3 protein-coding genes are annotated in these 3,564 nt (G+C 49.8%); all 3 read right to left on the reverse strand.

Features of this window, described 5'->3' with window-relative positions; genetic code table 11:
* Positions 1-171: 171 nt before the first annotated feature.
* Positions 172-1,830 carry a DUF1601 domain-containing protein gene (locus ACO6UX_RS25130; RefSeq protein ID WP_422451147.1) on the reverse strand — a complete coding sequence of 553 codons (1,659 nt, stop codon included), beginning with the start codon at positions 1,828-1,830 and terminating at the stop codon, positions 172-174.
* A 53-nt stretch (positions 1,831-1,883) separates the two neighbouring features.
* On the reverse strand, positions 1,884-2,333 hold the full coding sequence (locus ACO6UX_RS25135; protein WP_422451148.1) for a hypothetical protein: 450 nt from the start codon (positions 2,331-2,333) through the stop codon (positions 1,884-1,886).
* 130 nt (positions 2,334-2,463) lie between these two features.
* The coding region (locus ACO6UX_RS25140; RefSeq protein ID WP_422451150.1) for an RAP domain-containing protein at positions 2,464-3,564 on the reverse strand (1,101 nt) is incomplete at its 5' end.

The raw sequence follows: 3,564 nt of genomic DNA on the forward strand, positions 1-3,564 counted from the left end.
GGTGATATGCTGGGGAATAAATTGGTCTTTCTGCAAGCGTTTACCAGGCACAGCACGGCCACAGCCTCGTTAAACTCAGGTGTTCACCCCAGCCCGTTGTCCACCAGTTTCGCCATGGCCCACAGCAGATTGTAGTGATATGTTGAGGAATAAATTGATTTTTCAAAAGGTTCACGAGAAACCGCGGAGCAGGCCAATACCGTTGAGCTGTGGTGTCCGGTCCTGTCCGTTGTCCACCAGTTTTGCCAAGGCCCACAGCAGATTGGCGATATCCCGCGCATTAAATTGGCTTTTCTGTGCGTTCACATGAGGCAACAGCGCGGCCACGGTCTTTTCGAGTCCTGTTGCTCTCTCCTGTTTGTTGTCCACCAGTTTCGCCATGGCCCCCAGCAGGTTGGTGATTTCTTTTGGTTTAAATTCAGATTCCTGTGCAATCACGAGGGGCAATAGCGCGGCCAGAGCCCCGTTGAACTCTGGTGTCCTGTCCTGCCCATTGTCCACCAGTTTTGCCATGGCCCACAGCAGGTTGGCGATACCCTGTGGTTTAAAATCAGCTTTCTGTGCCTTCACGTTGGACGAGAGCGCGGCCACGGCCTCTTTGAATTCTGCTGTCTGCTCCAGCCCGTTGTCCACCAGTTTTGCCATGGCCCACATCAGGTTGGTGATATGCTGAGCAATAAACTGGTCTTTCTGTGCGTTTATCCGGGGCAACAGCGCGGCCACAGCCTCGTTGAACTCTGGTGTCCGTTGCCTGTTGTCCATCAGTTTTGCTATGGCCCACAGCAGGGTGGCGATTTGCTGATGAATAAATTGTTCTTTCTGTTCGTTCACGCGGGGCAGCAACGCGGTCAGGACTCCGTCGAGCCTTGTTGTCTGCTCCAGCCCGTTGTCCACCAGTTTTGCCATGGTCCACAGCAGGTTGGCGATATCCTGTGGTTTAAAGTTAGCTTTCTGTGCGTTCACGTGGGGCAATAACACGGCTACGGTCTTACTGAGATCTGTTGTCTGCTCCAGCCCGTTGTCCATCAGTTTCGTCATGGCCCATAGCAGGTTGGCGATTTCCTGCGGGTTAAGTTTGGCTTTCTGAACGTTCACCTGGGGCAACAATGTAACCAGAGCCTCTTTGAACTCTGGTGTTTGTTCCTGCCCGTTGTCCAACAGTTTTGCCATGGCCCAGAGCAGGTTGGTGATATCCTGGGCATTAAATTGGCCTTTCTGCGCGTTCACATGGGGCAACAGCACGGCCACGGTTTCTTTGAGCTGTGGTGTTCGCTCCTGCCTGTTGTCCATCAGTTTCGCCATGGTCCACAGCAGGTTGGCAATTTCCCTTGGTTTAAAGTCAGTTTTCTGTGCGTTTACCTGGGGCAACAACGCGGCCACGGCCTGGTTGAGCTCTGGTGTTCGCTCCTGCCCGTGTTCAACCAGTTTGGTTATGGCCCACAGCAGGTTGGCGATTTCCTGTGGTTTAAGGTGAGCTTTCTGTGCGTTCACTTGGGGCAACAGCGAAGCCACGGCCTCGTTGAGCCCTGGTGTCCGCTCCTGCCCGTTGACCGCCAGTTTCGCCATGGCCCACAGCAGGTTGGCGATACCCTGGGCTTTAAATTGATTTCTCTGTGCGTTCACGTGGGGCAACAGGGCGGCCACGGCCTCTTTGAGCTCTGGTGTCTGCTCCAGCCCGTTTTCCACCAGTTTCGCCATGGCCCACAGCAGGTTGGCGATTCCCTGGGCATCAATATCCCATGATGCAGCTTTTCGGTTGCACTTGAATATTATTGCATCAAGCAGTGTTGACAATAAGGCAACCTGAGTATGCCTGACACGCTCATCCACGGGTTTATGAGGGGTAAAAACACCCGCTGAAGTAAATGAGTGAAGTGTTGTTGTCAGGCTTCGCCAACTCCAACGCCGTGTGGCTGTATAATTTTGTAAAAAATCATCAGCTGGCTTTGTTCCGCTCGGGTTAAGGGGCTTTGAGAAGCTAACGTGTATCTCTTGATTGAATTGGCATATTGACTGTGATTTTTCCCATCATAACGATAACCGAAATGATCAGATTTACTCATCAGTTCATCCATTACTTCCTGTTTGACGAGGGCATTGAAATCTTGAGCAGGGTTTACTGAACGGCACGGCAGGTTTTGGGCAAAATATGGGGCAGAAGAGTGGTAAAATTCATTACGCTCCGGAGTAGTGCGGGGGATATTATCCCGCTTTCTGACGGTGGCATGTTTAAATTGTCCACGCTTTGAATAAGCGGCATGGTCATCCGGTTGGTTGTAATCATTACCTGATCCTGCGTATTGACCACCGATACCAGCAGAGCTTCTATGCATAGTTATATTTCATTAATTCATGAAAATATAAAAAGCAGACTGCTGTTCTGTTCAGAAGTTCATTTTGCTGAAATATCGATAAAACCACTACGGTTGGGGATACTCATCTGCTCCTGATGCCACCAATTCGTTATTGCCAAATCATGATGGAAGGGAGGAGATTACTGGCTTTTTTCTTGTCCTTTTTCTCCTTTTTGATGTACCTGTTTGCTTCTTCTGAATGTTCTTTGACGGTTAAGTAACCGTGATCTTGTCGTCTTTTATCGGTAGTAACGTATGCCTCATCTCTGTTAAGTGATACAGAATGACCCTGTGGCGGGATGCCTGCCCTGGCCTTTATTTGATCAATATATAATTTCATTGAATCCTGATTCCAAAGCATGTTGGCCGGGATTTCAATGACTTCAAATCCTGATTTTTTCAGCAGTGCGATTTTCAGCAGAGTCGAACCATTCCTGGTTTTGAAATCAGCACTTGTGTAATGAGATGGTCCCTGAATTTCAATAACAATGTTGTGATCTGGCAGTAGCAGGTCAACCGGAGGCAAGGAGTTCAGACTCTTTTCTTCTTCAATCTTTAAAGAGGGAATGCATGATTTGAGTTGATCAAGGAAATTGGATTGAGGTATTGAAATGGTTGTCTGGTAATGGGGGATGATCGGACACGTTCTGCCAAGCCAACTTGCGGCCAGGGCAATGATGGATTGATCATCTTCATTGTCGGGAGGTATATTTCCCAGGCGAGTAAACAGGTCATCTATGTGTTTTTCAAGCACATTATTTTTATTGGCAGTGGCGAGCAGAGACAACCTGGCACAGTATACCATGACTCCCCAGAGAGACATCAATATGCCTTTTTGAGAGAGCAGGGGGGGTTCACGAATTCGGTAGACAAGCGATTCGAACGTGGAGGTAAACACGTTCAGTTCAACGAGTTCACCCAGTTTTGCCATGGCCCACAGCAGGTTGGCGATACCCTGAGGATTAAATTGGTCCTTCAGTGCGTTCACGTGAGGCAACAGCGCAGCCACGGGCTGGTTGAACTCTGGTGTCTGGTCCTGTTTGCTGTCCACCAGTTTTGCCATGGCCCAGAGCAGGTTGGTGATACCCTGAGCATTAAATTGGCCTTTCTGCGCGGTCACATGAGGCAACAGCGCGGCCACAGCCTGGTTAAACTCCGGCGTTCGCTCCAGCCCGTTGTCCACCAGTTTCGCCATGGCCCACAGCAGGTT

It is taken from the genome of Endozoicomonas sp. ALB091, assembly GCF_049310265.1.
Taxonomy (GTDB): domain Bacteria; phylum Pseudomonadota; class Gammaproteobacteria; order Pseudomonadales; family Endozoicomonadaceae; genus Endozoicomonas.